Below are 3,176 nucleotides of genomic sequence, written 5' to 3' on the forward strand. Positions count from 1 at the left end.
GCTCTGGCCCATGGGCGATGACACGGTGTTCATTCCCGGGCATGGGCCAGAGTCGACCTTCGGCGAAGAACGCCGCAGCAACCCTTACGTGCGCGGCACCTGAAAAGCGCCGCAAGCGCCAAGGCGTGCGGCGGGTGCGCAGCCCTCAATGCGGCAGCCTGCGCCCGTCGAGCATCGACCGCGGCAAAAACCCCCGGGCGCGCAAACTGCCCACGGCCACCCCGAGCAGGTGAAAGCCGACGAGCCACCCCATGAGATTGACCAGCACGGCGTGCAGCGCCTGCAGCGTCTGGTCGCCCCAGTAGCGGTCGGTGGTCAGCGCCCAGCCGCTGGCGGCGATCGCCAGCAGCATGGCGAACATGGCGAGGACGTTCCAGGCGGCGATCGGGTTGTAGCCCGCGGCCAGTTCCGCCCGTCCGCGCGCCAACTGCGCGGCATGACGCAGCACCTTGCGCGGGGGGTGAAGCAGTGCGCGCCAGCGCCAGTCCGCCGGGGCGCGCCAGGCATAGGCCAGACGCCAGACGACCAGCGCCGCGGCGGCGTAGCCCAGCCATTCGTGCGCTGCGCGCCAGTCGGCTTCCAGCGCCCACGCGCCGATGAAAGCCGTCGCCAACGCCCAGTGGAATAACCGGATGGCCAGCGGCACCCGCTCAGCGTCGGCTGTGGCGCTCATCGCGTTTCCTGTTTGACGATTTTGCCGCTCACCGGGTCGAAGTAAATCTCCACTTTTTTACCGGCTTGGTTCTTGCCATAGATCTCGTAGCACTGCCCCGAGGTGATCTTGAATTTGTTGATCTCGTAGCCCTGCGCCTTCAACTCCATCTGGAACTTGCCCGCATCGATCCACGCCGATTGCGGCTGGGTGGTGCACTGCGGCCCGGCGAAGGCGGTGGACAAGCTCAGCGCGCCAAAGGCAGACACGGCGGCACGGGAGAGGAAAAGGGCGGGATGCGACATGGAGGCTCCAAAAAAGGGGGGAAGGGGGCGAAACGCGAGACGACGAAAATAATGTAAAAAATAATAACGATTCGCATTTGTTTGCGGGACAATTCCCTGCGCTCCTTCGGGTCAATGCCGCAGCCCGGCCGTAGGGGCGCTCAAAACTTCCAGCCGACCGACACGCCTAGCGTGTTCTGGTTCATGCGCACGGTTTCCGTCGAGCCCGCCGTGGCGAAGCCGGGCGGCAGCGGGCCGGTCACGCTGTTGTCGAGCGCATGGACGTAATCCACCGAGACTTCCATGTCCTTGCTCACCGTATAGGTGGCGCCGAGGGTGAGGTGGTCTTGGGTAACCGCAGGTGCGATGGTGTTGAGGAACACCTGCGAACTCTGCACCGGGTTGTCGGCGTGGTTCCAACCGGCGCGCAGGGTCAGGTCGGGGCTGTACTGGTAGGCCGCGCCGAGCTTGATCACCGTGATGTTCTTCCAGCCGAAAGCCGGGCCGTTGTCCTGGCCGAGCAGGCATTGCTGCTGATAGAAGCAGTCGGCGGTATTGCCGATGGCCTTGACCTTGGCGTAGTTGATGCGCACCACGTCGCCGGCCAGGGTCCACCGCGGCGCGGGCGTCCAGGCAAAGCCCAGGCCGTAGGTTTCAGGAATGTCGAAATGCGCGCCTCCGGCGAACAGTCCGGTGTATTTGCTGAAACTGCTCATGCGGGTTTCGGGTTGCCAGGTGGCGCCCAGAGTGAGGCCGGGGGAGACCGTACCCGTCCAGCCCAGCCGCACACCCACGCCGGTGGAGCTGTCGTGGCCGTTGTCGGTGAGCTTGTTCGGATCAACCGAGTAGGCCTTGAAATTGCTCAGGCCGTTGGCGCGAAAAGTTTGCTTCACCAGGTTGAGGGCGATACCCACGGCGTTGTCGTCGTCGAGCTTCATGGCGAAGGACGGCGAGATGAAAAGTTGCTGCAGATCGACCCCGGTGCCCGCTTGCAGGGGCGAAAAAATTTCAGAGTAGCCACTGTTCATGCCGCCGTTGCCGTACATGCTGATGCCGACGGCCATGCGCGGGTTGAGCATCCAGTTCATCCCGATTTCGGGGATGAGAAACAGAGACTGGTCATTGCCCGAATAGGTGCCGGTGATCGGCGTGCCTGCGGCCGGGCCCATTGCCGCCCCCAGACTGCCGGTGGTGCTCACGCTGCGGTCGGGCTTGAACAGACTCAGTCCGCCGTCCACGCGGTTGCCGATCAGCGCCATGCCGGCCGGGTTGGTAGCTGCGGCCAGCGCATCCTGCGGCAGGGCGATGCCCACGCCCCCCATGCCGTTGGATTTGATGCTGTAACCCGGCTGAAAGTAACCGTCGGTGGCCTGGGCGGCCGGTGCGGCGAGGCTGGCAAATACGAACGCAAGTTTTTTCATGGCTCTGGGGGCTGGAAGGGGGAGAAAATCGCCGCAGCCGAAAAGCTGCGGCGAAAACACTCCCGACCCGTCGCGCAGACGGGTGGGCGTGCGAGGAGCGCGACAAGTCGCTGGGGACGGCGCGCAGGCGCCGAATTCGGGGATGGGCGTGAACGGGCGCTAATGCGGCGAAGACGGAGCCCTGCCGGGGTCGATCTGCCAATCGCTGCACACCGCCTGCACCCCTGCCGTGGTGAACACCAGCCATTCCGCATGGGTGCGCAGCTTGGGGTCGCGCAGGGTGCCGCACAGCCGCACCAAGCCTTCCTGAACCTCGATCTGAATGCCGAGGTGGCGCAGAGAAGTCTGGCTCAGACGCTCCAGTACCTGCGCGCGCAGGCGCTGGTCGGCGTCGTCAGGGGCGGCGGGTAGCGTCGGGCGGGGCGTGTTGGAGCGCGGCCGCTCGGTTCCGGCAGGGCGTAGCGGGTAGCGCATCGGGGAAGTTGTGGACATGAGAGCCTCCTTCAGGGTTTGGCCGTCAGCGGGGCGGCCTTGCGGTTTGTTTGGAGCGGTGCGGTTTGCGATGACTTGGCCGCGGCGCGCTGCCACAGCTCGAAGCCCGCCATGCCGGCCATCATGCTGGCGAAAAACAGCCATTGCGGCGCGTGCAGCGAAGCCAGTGAGGCCAGCGACGGGCCGGGGCACAGCCCGGTCATGCCCCAGCCGACGCCGAACACCGCGCTGCCCAGAATCAGCTTGCCGGTGATGCTGCGGGTATCGGGAAAGGCGATGGGCTCGCCCAGCAGCGCCTTGCTGCGACGCTGCGCGAGCTGCATGGGC

The 3,176-nt window shown here is 65.6% G+C and carries 5 protein-coding genes and 1 pseudogene; 1 reads left to right on the forward strand and 5 read right to left on the reverse strand.

The window, feature by feature from the left end; genetic code table 11:
* Positions 1–103, forward strand: a pseudogene (locus tag B7X30_RS15175) (MBL fold metallo-hydrolase); the annotation flags it as partial.
* A 42-nt stretch (positions 104–145) separates the two neighbouring features.
* Here the strand turns inward: B7X30_RS15175 and B7X30_RS15180 are convergent.
* The 5 genes from B7X30_RS15180 to B7X30_RS15200 form a co-directional block, all read right to left on the reverse strand.
* Positions 146–673, reverse strand: coding sequence for a cytochrome b/b6 domain-containing protein (locus B7X30_RS15180; protein WP_286731730.1), 528 nt, complete (start codon positions 671–673; stop codon positions 146–148).
* Positions 670–957 (reverse strand): PepSY domain-containing protein, encoded by a 288-nt coding sequence (locus tag B7X30_RS15185; RefSeq protein WP_286731732.1) that lies wholly within the window; start codon positions 955–957, stop codon positions 670–672. Before B7X30_RS15185 ends, B7X30_RS15180 begins: the two co-directional genes overlap by 4 nt.
* Positions 958–1,097: 140 nt before the next feature.
* A complete protein-coding gene (locus B7X30_RS15190; RefSeq protein ID WP_286731735.1) occupies positions 1,098–2,357 on the reverse strand; it encodes an OmpP1/FadL family transporter in 1,260 nt (419 codons plus the stop codon).
* Positions 2,358–2,516: 159 nt separating this feature from the next.
* The gene (locus B7X30_RS15195; RefSeq protein ID WP_286731738.1) at positions 2,517–2,849 is read right to left on the reverse strand and encodes a BON domain-containing protein; all 333 of its coding nucleotides are present in this window, start codon (positions 2,847–2,849) and stop codon (positions 2,517–2,519) included.
* 11 nt (positions 2,850–2,860) lie between these two features.
* The coding region (locus tag B7X30_RS15200) for a DUF6691 family protein (RefSeq protein ID WP_286731741.1) at positions 2,861–3,176 on the reverse strand (316 nt) is incomplete at its 5' end.

Origin of the sequence: Thiomonas sp. 13-64-67, from assembly GCF_002282795.1 — a bacterium.
Taxonomy (GTDB): Bacteria; Pseudomonadota; Gammaproteobacteria; order Burkholderiales; family Burkholderiaceae_C; genus Thiomonas; species Thiomonas arsenitoxydans.

What these genes read in the sequence shown, in the direction of transcription:
- B7X30_RS15190 (WP_286731735.1), bottom strand. Translation starts at nt 2,357, where the DNA reads ATGAAAAAACTTGCGTTCGTATTTGCCAGCCTCGCCGCACCGGCCGCC.
- B7X30_RS15180 (WP_286731730.1), bottom strand. Translation starts at nt 673, where the DNA reads ATGAGCGCCACAGCCGACGCTGAGCGGGTGCCGCTGGCCATCCGGTTA.
- B7X30_RS15195 (WP_286731738.1), bottom strand. Translation starts at nt 2,849, where the DNA reads ATGTCCACAACTTCCCCGATGCGCTACCCGCTACGCCCTGCCGGAACC.
- B7X30_RS15185 (WP_286731732.1), bottom strand. Translation starts at nt 957, where the DNA reads ATGTCGCATCCCGCCCTTTTCCTCTCCCGTGCCGCCGTGTCTGCCTTT.